The sequence below is a fragment of the Actinobacillus genomosp. 1 genome (assembly GCF_029774175.1).
In the GTDB taxonomy this organism is placed as follows: Bacteria; Pseudomonadota; Gammaproteobacteria; order Enterobacterales; family Pasteurellaceae; genus Actinobacillus.
In genome coordinates this window covers 1,536,035-1,549,343 of record NZ_CP103834.1, presented here as the reverse complement: position 1 = coordinate 1,549,343, position 13,309 = coordinate 1,536,035, and the positions used below count along the sequence as shown (strand labels likewise).

The following is a 13,309-nucleotide window of genomic DNA, read 5'->3' as shown; positions in this document are numbered from 1 at the left end:
AAGAAACGGATTTCTAGCAAAAAATCGTCAAATGGATTGAATTTTCGCCTAACGAAACTTTTTTTGAAATTTGTGTTTGACAACTTTTCAAAAATCCCTAAAATACGGCACATAAATCGCTACGAAATAACGTAGCGTTTTTATTGCGGGAATAGCTCAGTTGGTAGAGCACGACCTTGCCAAGGTCGGGGTCGCGAGTTCGAGCCTCGTTTCCCGCTCCATTTTAAGATGAGCCCGAGTGGCGGAATCGGTAGACGCAAGGGATTTAAAATCCCTCGCCTTTCGGGGCGTGCCAGTTCAAGTCTGGCCTCGGGCACCATTTTAGAATGACAAAATTTAAATTATGCGGGAATAGCTCAGTTGGTAGAGCACGACCTTGCCAAGGTCGGGGTCGCGAGTTCGAGCCTCGTTTCCCGCTCCATTTTAAGATTTAAAACGGTTGTGCCCGAGTGGCGGAATCGGTAGACGCAAGGGATTTAAAATCCCTCGCCTTTCGGGGCGTGCCAGTTCAAGTCTGGCCTCGGGCACCATTTTAAAGCTTAAAATAAAATTAATTATCGAAGCCCGAGTGGCGGAATCGGTAGACGCAAGGGATTTAAAATCCCTCGCCTTTCGGGGCGTGCCAGTTCAAGTCTGGCCTCGGGCACCATTCGATAATAAACTTCCAAATTATTTTAAATTAAAATAATCTCAATGCGGGAATAGCTCAGTTGGTAGAGCACGACCTTGCCAAGGTCGGGGTCGCGAGTTCGAGCCTCGTTTCCCGCTCCATTCTATATTTAAATCAATTAATTCACCTATCTTAAGTATCTATCTATTAACTTATTTATATTATAATTAAGCTGTTTATATCGTTTTTTAATGATGTTTTTAATGTAATAAAGTAAGGAAATAATTATGCACGAGATGTCTTTATGCCAAAGCATTCTTCAAATAATTGAAAAAGAATGCGAGTCTCAAAATGTAAATCAGGTAACCGATTTATGGCTTGAAATCGGGGCTTTATCTTGTGTAGAAAAATCTTCATTGGAGTTTTGTTTTAATACGATATGCAGGGATACGATTGCGGAAGGATGTCAATTACATTTTATTGATATACCTGCAAAAGCTTGGTGTTGGGGCTGTAGTCAATCGGTGGAGTTAGCCGTGGCACAAACAATATGTCCTCATTGCGGTTCTCAAGATCTGCATATTCAGCAAGGCAGCGAATTAAAAATAAAAGAACTTGCGGTAAAGTAATAATACTTTCATTCTTACATAATAGCTAAGCCGAATAAAATAGTAAGTATTTTATTCGGCTTTAGTTCTGTTTACTCAAATTATTTAATTAAGTGCTACGGGTCTTAATCCTTCGAAATCATTTAACTCCTGCTCTAACTGATTTATGGATAGTAAGGCATCTAAAGTATTTTTAGCTTCTTTTTCATCCATGATACTCATAGCAAAACCGACATGGAGTAGAACCCATTTTCCTAATAACATTTTCGGATCGTTATCACAAACTAAAGTGATATTAACCTCTCTTTGTACACCGCAAACATCGACTGTAGCAAGTTCGAACGCACTTTGCCCAATTTTGACAATTTTTCCCGGTACGCCTAAACACATAATAATTTTCCTATTCTTCTGATCTAGATTTATTTTAACATGGCACTAAAAATATTACGTTTACCTATATCAGGTACCTGCTGTTTTATAGGTAACGATAGTAACATAGTTAGACAATCTTTCGTTAATTGAACCGCTTGTTCCGGTGTTAAACTCGGATCAATCGGAGATAATAATGAACAACTTAGATATTGCGGTATCGAGTTGATACTACTTACGGTAAATGTCATTGTTTTATAGGGTAATTGTAAGCCTAGCTTATCCCCAACTGTCCTTCCTTCCCATAATTGTTCCGGCCCCGGAATGACAATGATACTTATCATCCAAGGTGTTAAGACAGTACCTATCCATTGCCCTTCGTATAATATAAAGTTAGGCGTAAAACATGGAATATCATGCCGATAAAACGGCAGATCTTGCATATTTGCAGATATTTGTTCCATCTCCTTGCGGAATAATTCTGCAGGATTGCGATTAAATCCTACTACCTCGGATAAGGCACTTTCGCTTGATGTATTTTGGTGTCTATACATTTTCCAGCTCCCGAAGTAATAATGGATCATTGAATCCGTAAACTTCCAGTTGCTGAGCTAAACAATGAAAAATGGACGGAAACGCATTTTCTATTGTTTTACTTAGTCCGATCCCCGATTCCAATGATTCCGGTTGGATGCCGATTAGGCATATATGTTCAGGAAGTTCTTCCGTTAAGGTCAATGCCGATAATACATCGCAGATACCAAGCTGATGCGGTGAAATTTTACGTGAAAAAAATGTCGGAATTTTTTCATTGTGCAACACAATAATTTCTCCAGCATTTTTATTGGCAAGTACCGCATCTATAATAATTAGGTATTTACGATTGGCGATACAATCAAGAAGTTCCATTCCACATGTACCGCCATCAATAATATCTAAGAATGCTGCAAGTTCCGGCTTTTTTTCCAGTTCTTGAGCAACTCTGACACCTATGCCTTCGTCACTTAGTAAAATATTTCCGATACCTAAAATTAATGGCTTCATTATAGTACCTTAACTTCGGTTACTTCGTCGGTTTCGGTATTAACGACATGTACGGCACAAGACATACAAGGGTCAAACGAGTGAATCGTACGAACAATTTCTAAAGGTTTCTTCGGATCGGCGACAGGCGTGCCGATTAAAGAGAGTTCATAAGGACCCATTTCATCATCTTGGTTTCTCGGACCGGAATTCCAAGTGGATGGTACTACGGCTTGGTAATTAGCAATTTTACCGTCTTTGATTACAATCCAGTGAGATAACATTCCTCTAGGTACCTCACTAAAGCCAACACCTTTAAATTCGCCTGTCGGTGGAATTTCCGCTTTTAAGTAAGCATCGGTATCACCCCTACCGATATTCTCTATCAATAATTGCCATTGTTGAACAAGTAGATCGTTAAGAGTACAACAATGCACGGTACGTCCGATGATACGTCCTAATGTAGAATGTAAATCATCAACGGATAATTCGTTTTGCGTAAGTGTTTTATATAAGTTTTTCACTTCATTGAAGTGTTTTACGGTTAATTTATTTTCGGTTGCTAATCCGCACATTAGATAAGCTAACGGTCCGACTTCAACGACTTTATTATAAAAAGAAGGTGCTTTTACCCAAGAATATTTCCCGTCTTCTTGCCAACCGGTATATTTAGGACGAGTTAAACCAGCCCACGGTTCTAAAGCCTCATCATCTTCATACCATGCATGTTTTCCGCTTTCTTTAATACCTTTCAATAGGAATTCGTCTTTATAATCGGCGATATTACGGAAAGAAGATAAGTCTCCGTTTTCAATATAACCGCCGGAAAGTACAAATTTAGTATTGTCTTCATTTAAAGGATATTCCGGTACGGATAAGTAATTACGTGATGTTTTACCTAACTGTAGCCATTCCGGATAATGTGCGGCAATAACTGCGGTATCGATTTTATAAACTTGGTTCACGAAATCGTTTAATTTATCTATACAACTTTTAACGAACATTAAACGTTCTAAGTTGAGTACGGATTGAGCGTCTAAGTTAATCGGATTAGCGACACCGCCTATTGCTAAGTTTTGAATATGAGGCGTTTTACTACCTAATAACGCTACGATACGGTTAGCGTCACGCTGGCATTCTAACGCTTGTAAATAGTGGGCGACCGCAATTAAGTTTACTTCCGGCGGTAATTTCATTGCCGGATGACCGAAATATCCGTTGGCAAAAATACCTAATTGCCCGCTCGCAACTAACGCTTTTAATTTATTTTGTACGTTACGGAATTCATTCGCACTGTTTAGCGACCAAGTTGAAACACCTTTCAGCATCGCTTCCGCTTTTTCAGGATCGGCTTTTAGAGCAGAAGTAATATCCACCCAGTCCATTGCGGAAAGTTGATAAAAATGTACGATATGGTCATGCATCGTATGTGCGGCTAAAATCATATTACGAATATATTGCGCATTTAACGGTACTTTAGCTCCGATAGCGTCTTCTACGGCTCTAACACTAACAATAGCGTGTACCGTCGTACAAACGCCGCAAATTCGTTGCATTATCATCCAAGCATCACGAGGGTCTTTACCCTGAATAATATTTTCCATGCCTCGCCACATGGTACCTGACGACCAAGCATTGGTTACTTTGCCGTCTTCAATTTCACAATCGATACGTAGGTGACCTTCAATACGAGTCACCGGATCAATAGTAATACGTTGTTTAGTTGTCATACTCTCACTCCGGATTGGATATTATTTTCTTGATGTGCTTCTTGGATAACTGGTAATACAGGGAATAATCGAACAATTAATATGTAGGCGCAAATTTCAATAGAAATAAACCCGATTGAAATTAATAGTTCCGGTGCCGACGGGAAGTAATCGTAGCCCATGCCCGGATCAAACATAATGATGGAATAATTCATACGCCATAATGCAGAACCGCCGATCATACAAAGGGCCGAGATAAACAACCAACGGCTATCGGAAAATTTGTCGCCTAAGAAGAGTGTGAAAATAGGTAAAGACAGTAAACCTACTTCTAACCAAAACATTAATGAATAGAAATCGCCTTGTAAGACATAATGTAATTTATCGTTATAAATTAATTCTCCGAAACGAACGACGATAAATAATCCGATGAGGATTGCCGCCACTCTGGCTAAACGTGTAAATAAGTGTCTTTCATCCGGTGCTTTACCCGCTAATCCCGCTTTTACTAATGAACCTTCAAAAATGATAATGGAAAATCCCATAATAAATGCCGTAAATAACGAAAAGATCGGTAACATTTCATAGCTTTGCCATACCGGGTGTACTTTATGACCTGCAACAATCATCAGAGAACCCATTGAGGATTGGTGCATCATCGGTAATAAAGCACCTAACGCAACGAGGAAGAACATGATTTTATTGAGCTTATCAAACCATTTTTTCAAACCGAAATAACCTAAAATAACCGGTGCAAATTCTAAGGTTACAACACAGATATAAACGGTCATACATGCCGCTGTTTCAAATAATACGGAAGAGGTATTAAATTGTCCGGGCATGAAAAAATAAGGTAGATGCCAATAACGTCCCATATCGATAGTGATGGATAATCCGCCTAGGGTATATCCGAATAAACTGGCTAACAATGCAGGTCGTACTAAAGGATGATATTTTCCTTTATTAAAAACATATACCGTCCACGCTAATGCCCAGCCTCCGCAAGCTAGACCCGTTCCGACCAATAAGTCAAAACCAATCCATAGCCCCCAAGGATAACCGCCGTTCAGTTCGGTAACGGAACCGATACCAAAAATCAGACGGCGTAAAATTAATAACGCACAAATAGCAGCAAGCGGTGCAAATACTAATACGGGAATTGATATTAAACGACCGCCGAGAGGACGAGCTTTAGCCATGGTGATCCTCCTTATCTTCTTCTACTTTCATTTGTTCACGAGCTAATTTCCATTCTTGTTTTTTAGCTTCTATTTTGTCCGCATGTAAACTTCTATAGGTCATTGCCGTTAGTCCTGCTAAAGCAACTAACGGTAGTATCATGCCTTTATACAAAGTATGCTGTAAATGAGCCGCTCGTGTACCTGTCGCTAATTCATCCAACGGAGGTAAGTCTAAATTTTCATGCGGAACACCGCTAAGTACCAGCACTTGCGTACCACCGCCTTCGGTTTCTCCGTAAATATGTTGCTGATATAAAGGAACTTTAGCTTTATAAGTATCTTTGCTATCCACCGTTTGACGAGGATAATCGTACTCTGTGCCTCTGAGTAAAGTTAAGCGACGTTTGGCTTCGGCCAATAAGTCATTATAACTACCGTAAATAATTGCGCCGGTCGGACAAACTTGACAGCAACCCGGATTTTCGCCTTTATCAATACGCTCCAATCCTTTTTGGTTACACAGTTCACATTTACTGATTTCGCCGAACGGATTGTTATAATCGTATTTAGGTACGTTAAACGGACAAGCGACCATACAATAACGACAACCGGTACAAATATCCGGATCATAATTGACGATACCGGTTTTTGAATCTTTCGTAAGCGCTTGTACCGGACAAGCCGTTACGCAATTGGGTTCAACACAGTGCATGCATTGCTTTTTAATGTAAGCGTAACCGTTATCAACCTGATCTTTATATTTACCTTCCCCATTTGACCAAACTTGAATAATGTTACGAGTAAAAGGCGATAATTTATCGTTATTCGACCAAGTTTGCTCTCCCACAGGATTAATCGCCGTTTTATTTAAATTTTGACATTCGGCGACACAAGCTTGGCAACCGACACAGAGTGTGGAGTCATATAACATACCGACGGCGGTCGGTATCCGAGGGCGATTTTCCGCTTGGGCGTTAGCGACGTTCGGCGTAAGACCGGAGGCTAATCCGCCGCCGATACCCACTTTTAGAAACTTACGTCTATTCATGATATTGTTCCCGAGAATTATTTGAGGCTTGCTGTTGGGCTTTGTGTTGGATACTCAAACTACGTAATGTCATTACACTTACCCCGGTAAGTACGCCGGCGGCTCCGCCGAGTAAACCGATAACAGTTTTAGAGGCAGAACCTCCCTCAGTGATGTTTACGCTAGGTTTATCCACTCTTGGAGTCGGATTCTCCACCGTAGCTAATTGGAAAATACCTTTGGTAAATCCGACACCCTGTTCATTACAGCCATAGCAAGGATGGCCTATACCGACCGGCCAGTTATTACCGCCGACATCACAAAACTCAAGGGTTGAACAGTTACCGTAAGTTTCAGGCCCTTTACAACCTAAATGATATAAACACCAACCTTGTCTGTGTCCCTCATCACCGTATTCACGAGCAAATCTTCCCGCATCAAAGTGCGGTCTTCTATAACAGTTTTCATGAATAAGTCTGTCGTAAGCGAATAGCGGACGATTAAGTTTGTCCATATTCGGTAATTTTTTATAGGTAATAATATAGGCGACGGTTGCCAAGAAATTATGAGGATTAGGAGGACAGCCGGGGATATTAATAATCGGCATACCCAGTAGGATATCCGATAAACTGCTTGCACCGGTCGGATTATTACCGCTGGAAGGAACGCCGCCCCACGCAGCGCATGAACCGATAGCAATGATTGCCATTGCATCTTTAGCGGCTTCTTTAATATGTTCTAAAACGGGTTTGCCCGCAATCATACAGTATATGCCGTCATCTTTAACCGGAATCGAACCGTCCACGACTAAAATATACTGACCTTTATATTTATGCATTGCATTATGTTTGTTATCTTCCGCTTGTTCACCGAAAGCTGCTGATAGCACTTCATGGTATTCAAGAGAAATTAAATCCAACACGAGATTTTCTACCGTAGGATGGGTTGCTCGTAATAGGGATTCCGTACAACCGGTACATTCTTGTGCACCAATCCAAATTACCGGAGGACGTTGCGGGTTTGTTAAGGCATTAGTCATTTCTGCGCTTGCTTTAGCATTTAACCCCATTGTAGCTGCTAAGGCGGTACATAATTTCATAAAATCCCGACGAGAAACATCGGTAAGAGCAGAAAACAGGTCATCATATCGTTGCATATTTCACTCCTAAATACACATTTTATATATGGGCTGATCATAGGCTCTTTAATATGCGATAAATTTGATTTATCTCATAAAAATTAAGGTTTTTTCAGAAATTACACCTAAATAGGTAGCTGGCATTAAGCATACTATTTATTGATGAGAATCATTGTTTTCTTAAATCGGGAGTATTAATTTACCGCTGCTAAAATGATTAAAATAATATTATTTAAAGTGAGGAAAATAGTAATGAGGAATATGGTATATAGCGGCCTTGAAATTAGAGTAAAAGGAAAAGTACAAGGTGTCGGTTTTCGTCCGTTTGTATGGCAGTTGGCAAACGAATATCAGTTATCCGGCGATGTAAATAATGACGGACAGGGTGTTTTGATTAGAATTTTAGCTGATGAAAAAGAAAAAACTTCAGAGAAGTTCAATGCCTTTTTATATGCTTTACAAAATAAACTTCCGCCGTTAGCGCAGATTACCTCATTACAAATTAAGCATAGCGAATGGGATTCCATTATTGATGCGAATTTATTTTTAATTCGTGAAAGTGAAAACAGTCAAATGGATACTCAAGTAATTCCGGATGCGGCAACTTGTCCTGCTTGCTTGAATGAAATATTCGATGAGAATAACCGTCGCTTCCATTATCCTTTTACCAACTGTACTCATTGCGGACCTCGTTTTACGATTATTCGAGCGATTCCCTACGATCGCCAAAATACCTCGATGCGTGATTTTAAGTTTTGCGATACTTGCAAACGAGAATATAAAGATCCGGCGGACAGAAGATTCCACGCACAACCTAATGCTTGTCCCGAATGCGGACCTCACATCATGCTTTGCAATAAAACGGAGCAAATAGCGCAAAATTATCCGGCAATTTTAGCCGCAGCCGATAAATTACGCCAAGGCTACATTGTTGCAGTTAAAGGATTAGGCGGATTTCATTTGGCTTGTGATGCTACTCAAGCGAAAACGATAGATTTATTACGTCATAGAAAGGTCAGACCTAGCAAACCTTTTGCGGTAATGGTACCTAATCTTGATTGGCTAACGGAATTAGCCGAAGAAGAACGTTTATTATTACAAAGTAGTGCGGCACCGATAGTGTTATTAGCGAAGCATAAAGTGCGCGGAGTACACGATTTAGTCGCTCCAGATTTAGCTGAAATCGGCGTTATGTTACCTAGCAATCCGTTACAGCATTTGCTTATGCATGAAGCGAATATGCCTTTGATTATGACTAGCGGAAATCGTAGCGGGTTACCTCCCGCGCTGGATAATCGAGATGCTCTCGACTCGTTAGCGGATTTAGCGGATTACTGGTTACTGCATAATCGAGATATAGTACAACGAACCGATGATTCTCTTGTTAGGGTATCGTTTGACGGCAAAGAAACGTTACGCAGAGCACGCGGCTATGTGCCGAACGAAACCGCCTTATCTATTAATAATGATAAAAATATTTTGGCATTAGGAGCGGATTTAAAAAATACGTTTTGCTTATTACGTAAGGAAAATGCAGTGATTACTCAACATTTGGGTGATATGCAGAATGAACAAATACAACAGCAATTAATTGATAATATTGTATTATTTGAACAAATTTATCAATTTACTCCTGATTTGATAGCTGTTGATGCACATCAAGGCTATTTTACGCATCAGTTGGGTAAAACCTTATCCGAAAAATATAATGTTCCGTTAGTCGAAGTACTGCATCATCATGCTCATATTGTTAGCGTATTAGCCGAACATAATTGTTTGGAAGAACAGGTTATCGGTTTAGCCTTAGACGGTATCGGAATGGGAGAAAATGCCCAATTATGGGGCGGAGAATGCTTATTAGTTTCTAAAAATCGTTGCAAATATTTAGGCGGGTTGCCTCAAGTTGCTTTGATTGGCGGGGATATTGCCGCTAAACAACCTTGGCGTAGTTTTCTTGCGCATTGTTTAGCTTTTGTCGATAACTGGCAAAATAATGCACAAGTTCGGCAGATTATTAAAGATAAAAATTGGCAACCTTTGGTTAGAGCGGTTGAGGCTAAAATTAATGCGCCACTGATTTCTTCAGCAGGTCGTTTATTTGATGCGGCAGCCTGTGCATTGGGTATTGTCGCTGATCAGATAACTTGGGAAGGAGAGGCGGCTTGTAAATTGGAAAATATGGCTTGGCAGTATGCTCAAACGGGAAAAACTTCACGTAACGGTATCACAATCTCTTTAAATGAACATAATCAATTAAATTTAGCGGATTTTTGGTCGGATTGGTTGGCTTTGGAGGCTTCTTCGGCAGAAAAAGCTTGGATTTTTCATTATTCGTTAGCACAAGGATTAGCGAACCTAGCACGTTTACAAGCGGATAAATATCATATTAAAACTATCGTATTGTCCGGAGGTGTGTGGCATAACCGATTACTGCGTTATTTAATTAAATCAATGTTATCCGATTTTAAGCTATTGACTGGGCATGAATTTCCCATGGGAGACGGCGGAATAGCTCTCGGGCAGGCAGTTATCGCAAGTTATTATTAATATTCATATAAATAAGGGCGAGTTATATTCGCCCTTATAAATACTGTTTGTTCAATCACCACGTAATATTACGGATTTTTTATACTTAGCAAATACGCGGTAGAGGTTCGATAGTCGGTAGATCTAATAAACGACTTTGTCCGAAAGATCCGATTAAGCGAACTTTTTTATCGGAAATAACTTCGCCTATGATTGCAGCATCTTTTCCGAGAGGATGAGTCTGGAGAGCGGATAACGCAGCTTGTGCCGCTTCGGCACTTGTAATAACGATGAGTTTTCCTTCATTAGCAAAGTTTATCGCTTCCAAGCCTAACAGTTCACATATCCCCCTTACCTCAGTACGAATAGGTAACGCATCTTGGTAAATTTGCATACCGAGTCCGCTGCTTTGTGAAAATTCGTGTAATACCGCATTTACGCCGCCTCTGGTTGCATCTCTAAGGGTTTTAATTCCTTCTATCGGGCGTAGTAAATCGACTAACGGCGTTAGGACATTACAATCGCTAATCAGATCCGTCTGGATACCGAGTTTCTCTCGTAAATTCAGAATAGTTGCGCCGTGATCGCCTAATGTGCCGCTTACAATAATTTTATCGCCCGTTTTAATTTGATGCATTCCCCATTGGATTTGAGCAGGAATGATACCGATACCGCTGGTATTAATGAAAATTTTATCCGCCGCTCCTTTCGGTACCACTTTAGTATCTCCGGTAACAATTTGAATACCTGCTTTTTTAGCGCAATTTGCCATTTCGCTAATCACTTGCTTTAGCTGTTCAAGCGGGAAGCCTTCTTCTAAAATAAAACCGCATGAAAGATAAAGGGGAACGGCACCGCTTACCACAACATCGTTTACCGTACCGCATACCGCTAATTTACCGATATTCCCACCGGGGAAAAAAATAGGATCTATGACAAAGCTATCGGTACTAAAAGCGAGTTGGTCGCCTTGTGATGTTAAAGCGGTTAAAGGTAAGCGAGCTTGATCTTCAGCCTGTGAAAGCAGAGGATTATTAAATGCGTCCATAAAATATTCTTGAATTAATTTTTGCATTAATAGTCCGCCGTTTCCATGGGACATCGTAATAATATCGCTCATATTATATTTCTCTCCGATATTGATAGTAAGCCGAACACGCCCCCTCAGAAGAAACCATTAATGCACCATAGGCACTATCCGGGTTACATTTTTGCCCGAATAAAGGACAATCACTCGGTTTACATTTTCCTGTTAAGACATCTCCGCAGCGAGCGAGAGGATCATCCGCAACGGCATGTACCTGCGTATTAAAATATTTCTCGGCATCGAATTGCGCATACTGCTCGGTAAGCTCAACCCCTGATTCCGCAATTTCGCCTAATCCTCGCCATTCGCTACTTTTTTTCAATTGAAAGACTTCTTGCATTGCCTGCTGTGCGATTAGATTACCGTTGGATTGAACAATCCGCTTGTATTGATTTTCAACTTCACAACGATTCTCGACGAATTGTTCGACTAGCATCACAATCGCTTGTAATAAATCTAAAGGCTCAAAGCCGGTAACCACAAACGGTTTATGATATTGCTCGGCAAGCGGTTGATAGGGAGCGGTGCCGATAATCATACTGACGTGACCCGGTGCGATAAAGCCGTCGATTAATACTTGCTCTTGTCGTAATAATTCTCGTAATGTAGGAATAATCGTAATGTTTTGGCAAACAATAAAGAAGTTATTTACCTGTTGCTTTTTGGCTTGTTGTAGGGTTACCGCCGTACTTGGCATTGTCGTTTCAAATCCGAGAGAAAAGAAAACCACTTTTTTATCCGGATTTTGCCGGGCAATATTGAGTGCATCCAAGGGAGAATAGACGATACGAATATCGGCACCCTGTCCTTTAGCATCCAATAAAGAGCCTAGTTTGCCTTTTACTCTCATCGCATCACCGAAGGTACAAAAAATGACCTCGGGGCGACGAGCGATTTCAATACATACATCTATTCTGCCCATCGGCAGTACGCATACCGGACAGCCGGGACCGTGAATAAATTCGATGCTTTCCGGTAAAATGCGGTCTAAACCGAACTTAAAAATCGTATGGGTATGACCGCCGCATACTTCCATCAAATAAAGCGGTCGTTTTTTACTGAATTGCGGCAACTTTTGCATTAATTGCTGTAAGTGCGTGATCAATTTACCTGCCAAAACAGGATCTCTAAACTCATCGACGAATTGCATTTTCTGATTCCTTAAGCCATTTGGTTTTCCAACCATTCCAACCACGCTTTCATCCCTTCGCCGGACGTGGCTGAAAGACAAAAGATTTGAATATTCGGATTCACTTGTTTTGCATAGGCAATACATTTTTCCAAATCGAAGTTGAGGTAAGGTAAGAGATCTATTTTATTGATAATCATCAGTTTTGCCGCCATAAACATATGCGGATATTTTAGCGGCTTATCTTCTCCTTCCGTTACCGAGAGAATAGCCACTTTCGCAAACTCGCCTAAATCAAATTCGGCGGGGCATACTAGATTCCCGACATTTTCGATAAACACGGTACTGTTTGGATTCGGTTGTAATTTCGCTAACGCTTCTAACACCATTTTCGCATCCAAGTGACAGCCTTTACCGGTATTAATTTGTAAGGCGGTCACTCCCGTCGCTCTGATTCGGTTTGCATCGTTTTCAGTTTGCTGATCACCTTCAATCACATAACATTGTTTATGTTCTTTTAAATAAGTGAGTGTTGAGGCAAGTAATGTGGTTTTACCGGAGCCTGGGCTAGAAACTAAATTTAATGCCAATATCTTGTTTTGTTTAAAGAAATCATGATTTAAACGCGCATATTGATTATTTTCGCCTAATACGTCTTGTTCAATTTTGAGTAATCGAGTTTGAACATTTGCCGTATTCGATTTTTGCACTTCGGCAACGCCTCTTATGGCGAAAGAATGGGAAGGTTGGGATTTTGAGGGAAGTTCTCCGTCATTATAATGAGTATGCGGTAATTCTCCGATTTTTACCTGAGCGCTGCCGCATCCGCAAGTCGAACACATAATTTATCTCCCTAAATACAAGGTATGATGATCATTATAGAGATTAGACTATACTTTCAA

Annotated in this window: 12 protein-coding genes and 6 tRNA genes; 8 read left to right on the top strand and 10 right to left on the bottom strand. The window is 40.5% G+C overall.

From position 1 onward, the window contains the following. Window positions 1–145 precede the first annotated feature (145 nt). The 7 genes from NYR63_RS07115 (at window position 146) to hypA (ending at window position 1,239) form a co-directional block, all read left to right on the top strand. Window positions 146–221 (top strand) — tRNA-Gly (locus NYR63_RS07115). 11 nt (window positions 222–232) lie between these two features. Then, window positions 233–319 (top strand) — tRNA-Leu (locus tag NYR63_RS07110). Window positions 320–345: 26 nt separating this feature from the next. Continuing rightward, window positions 346–421 (top strand) — tRNA-Gly (locus NYR63_RS07105). A 22-nt stretch (window positions 422–443) separates the two neighbouring features. After that, window positions 444–530: transfer RNA gene (locus tag NYR63_RS07100), tRNA-Leu, on the top strand. 32 nt (window positions 531–562) lie between these two features. Next, window positions 563–649: transfer RNA gene (locus NYR63_RS07095), tRNA-Leu, on the top strand. 46 nt (window positions 650–695) lie between these two features. Next, window positions 696–771: transfer RNA gene (locus NYR63_RS07090), tRNA-Gly, on the top strand. 126 nt (window positions 772–897) lie between these two features. Continuing rightward, on the top strand, window positions 898–1,239 hold the full coding sequence (hypA, locus tag NYR63_RS07085) for a hydrogenase maturation nickel metallochaperone HypA (RefSeq protein ID WP_279456913.1): 342 nt from the start codon (window positions 898–900) through the stop codon (window positions 1,237–1,239). 84 nt (window positions 1,240–1,323) lie between these two features. Here the strand turns inward: hypA and hybG are convergent, their stop codons facing one another. Genes hybG through hybO form a run of 7 tightly spaced genes read right to left on the bottom strand, consistent with a single transcriptional unit; the run spans window position 1,324 to window position 7,683 of the window. Then, window positions 1,324–1,608, bottom strand: coding sequence for a hydrogenase maturation factor HybG (hybG, locus tag NYR63_RS07080; protein WP_279456912.1), 285 nt, complete (start codon window positions 1,606–1,608; stop codon window positions 1,324–1,326). 29 nt (window positions 1,609–1,637) lie between these two features. Next, window positions 1,638–2,141 (bottom strand): hydrogenase-2 assembly chaperone, encoded by a 504-nt coding sequence (hybE, locus tag NYR63_RS07075; RefSeq protein WP_279456911.1) that lies wholly within the window; start codon window positions 2,139–2,141, stop codon window positions 1,638–1,640. After that, window positions 2,134–2,631, bottom strand: a complete 498-nt coding sequence (locus NYR63_RS07070) for a HyaD/HybD family hydrogenase maturation endopeptidase (RefSeq protein WP_279456910.1) — start codon at window positions 2,629–2,631, stop codon at window positions 2,134–2,136. The genes hybE and NYR63_RS07070 overlap by 8 nt, the downstream gene beginning before the upstream one ends. After that, window positions 2,631–4,340, bottom strand: coding sequence for a hydrogenase 2 large subunit (gene hybC / locus NYR63_RS07065; protein ID WP_279456909.1), 1,710 nt, complete (start codon window positions 4,338–4,340; stop codon window positions 2,631–2,633). The genes NYR63_RS07070 and hybC overlap by 1 nt, the downstream gene beginning before the upstream one ends. Then, window positions 4,337–5,518, bottom strand: coding sequence for a Ni/Fe-hydrogenase cytochrome b subunit (gene hybB / locus NYR63_RS07060; RefSeq protein ID WP_279456908.1), 1,182 nt, complete (start codon window positions 5,516–5,518; stop codon window positions 4,337–4,339). Before hybB ends, hybC begins: the two co-directional genes overlap by 4 nt. Continuing rightward, window positions 5,511–6,548, bottom strand: coding sequence for a hydrogenase 2 operon protein HybA (gene hybA / locus NYR63_RS07055; RefSeq protein ID WP_279456907.1), 1,038 nt, complete (start codon window positions 6,546–6,548; stop codon window positions 5,511–5,513). Before hybA ends, hybB begins: the two co-directional genes overlap by 8 nt. After that, entirely contained in the window at window positions 6,541–7,683 is a 1,143-nt protein-coding gene (gene hybO, locus NYR63_RS07050; RefSeq protein ID WP_279456906.1) for a hydrogenase 2 small subunit, read from the bottom strand. Before hybO ends, hybA begins: the two co-directional genes overlap by 8 nt. Before the next feature lie 234 nt (window positions 7,684–7,917). On the opposite strand from hybO, the gene hypF reads away from it, so the two are divergent. After that, complete coding sequence (gene hypF / locus NYR63_RS07045; protein WP_279456904.1) at window positions 7,918–10,212, top strand: carbamoyltransferase HypF; 2,295 nt, start codon at window positions 7,918–7,920, stop codon at window positions 10,210–10,212. An 85-nt stretch (window positions 10,213–10,297) separates the two neighbouring features. On the opposite strand, the gene hypE is transcribed toward hypF, so the two are convergent. Genes hypE through hypB form a run of 3 tightly spaced genes read right to left on the bottom strand, consistent with a single transcriptional unit; the run spans window position 10,298 to window position 13,249 of the window. Beyond that, a complete protein-coding gene (gene hypE / locus NYR63_RS07040) occupies window positions 10,298–11,311 on the bottom strand; it encodes a hydrogenase expression/formation protein HypE (RefSeq protein WP_279456903.1) in 1,014 nt (337 codons plus the stop codon). Window position 11,312: 1 nt separating this feature from the next. After that, window positions 11,313–12,428, bottom strand: a complete 1,116-nt coding sequence (gene hypD / locus NYR63_RS07035) for a hydrogenase formation protein HypD (protein ID WP_279456902.1) — start codon at window positions 12,426–12,428, stop codon at window positions 11,313–11,315. A gap of 11 nt (window positions 12,429–12,439) precedes the next feature. Continuing rightward, the gene (gene hypB / locus NYR63_RS07030) at window positions 12,440–13,249 is read right to left on the bottom strand and encodes a hydrogenase nickel incorporation protein HypB (RefSeq protein WP_279456901.1); all 810 of its coding nucleotides are present in this window, start codon (window positions 13,247–13,249) and stop codon (window positions 12,440–12,442) included. Window positions 13,250–13,309 lie beyond the last annotated feature (60 nt).

Bases quoted from the DNA above. Each gene is read 5' to 3' on its own strand.
- hypE (WP_279456903.1), bottom strand. From the start codon at position 11,311: ATGAGCGATATTATTACGATGTCCCATGGAAACGGCGGACTATTAATG.
- hypB (WP_279456901.1), bottom strand. From the start codon at position 13,249: ATGTGTTCGACTTGCGGATGCGGCAGCGCTCAGGTAAAAATCGGAGAA.
- hybA (WP_279456907.1), bottom strand. From the start codon at position 6,548: ATGAATAGACGTAAGTTTCTAAAAGTGGGTATCGGCGGCGGATTAGCC.
- hypD (WP_279456902.1), bottom strand. From the start codon at position 12,428: ATGCAATTCGTCGATGAGTTTAGAGATCCTGTTTTGGCAGGTAAATTG.
- hybG (WP_279456912.1), bottom strand. From the start codon at position 1,608: ATGTGTTTAGGCGTACCGGGAAAAATTGTCAAAATTGGGCAAAGTGCG.
- hybO (WP_279456906.1), bottom strand. From the start codon at position 7,683: ATGCAACGATATGATGACCTGTTTTCTGCTCTTACCGATGTTTCTCGT.
- hybC (WP_279456909.1), bottom strand. From the start codon at position 4,340: ATGACAACTAAACAACGTATTACTATTGATCCGGTGACTCGTATTGAA.
- hybE (WP_279456911.1), bottom strand. From the start codon at position 2,141: ATGTATAGACACCAAAATACATCAAGCGAAAGTGCCTTATCCGAGGTA.
- hypA (WP_279456913.1), top strand. From the start codon at position 898: ATGCACGAGATGTCTTTATGCCAAAGCATTCTTCAAATAATTGAAAAA.
- hybB (WP_279456908.1), bottom strand. From the start codon at position 5,518: ATGGCTAAAGCTCGTCCTCTCGGCGGTCGTTTAATATCAATTCCCGTA.
- NYR63_RS07070 (WP_279456910.1), bottom strand. From the start codon at position 2,631: ATGAAGCCATTAATTTTAGGTATCGGAAATATTTTACTAAGTGACGAA.
- hypF (WP_279456904.1), top strand. From the start codon at position 7,918: ATGAGGAATATGGTATATAGCGGCCTTGAAATTAGAGTAAAAGGAAAA.